Origin of the sequence: Rahnella ecdela, assembly GCF_019049625.1 — a bacterium.
In the GTDB taxonomy this organism is placed as follows: Bacteria; Pseudomonadota; Gammaproteobacteria; order Enterobacterales; family Enterobacteriaceae; genus Rahnella; species Rahnella ecdela.
On the sequence record NZ_JAFMOY010000030.1, the window covers coordinates 1 to 307 of the forward strand.

The following is a 307-nucleotide window of genomic DNA, read 5'->3' on the forward strand; positions in this document are numbered from 1 at the left end:
GTCAGTGACCCGTCTAACGCCTATGACTTCACCATCGACACCATCGCACCAGTCGCGCCGGTTATCACCGACGTGGTGGATGATTCCGGTGCGCAGAATGTTGACGTGGCCCAGAACGGCTCCACCAGTGACACCACCCCGCAAATTCAGGGTACCGGTAATGCTGAAGGCGACATCATCACCGTCTACAACGGTGACGAGGTACTCGGCTCTGCAATGGTCGGCGCCGATGGCACCTGGTCGTTCACCCCGGACGCGCTGGCAGATGGTACTTACGACATCACCGTCACCGAGACCGACGCGGCCG

Annotated in this window: 1 protein-coding gene; it reads left to right on the plus strand. The window is 60.6% G+C overall.

Annotated features, from left to right (window positions below):
- The coding region (locus J1784_RS00130; RefSeq protein ID WP_238485313.1) for an Ig-like domain-containing protein at window positions 1-307 on the plus strand (307 nt) is incomplete at both ends.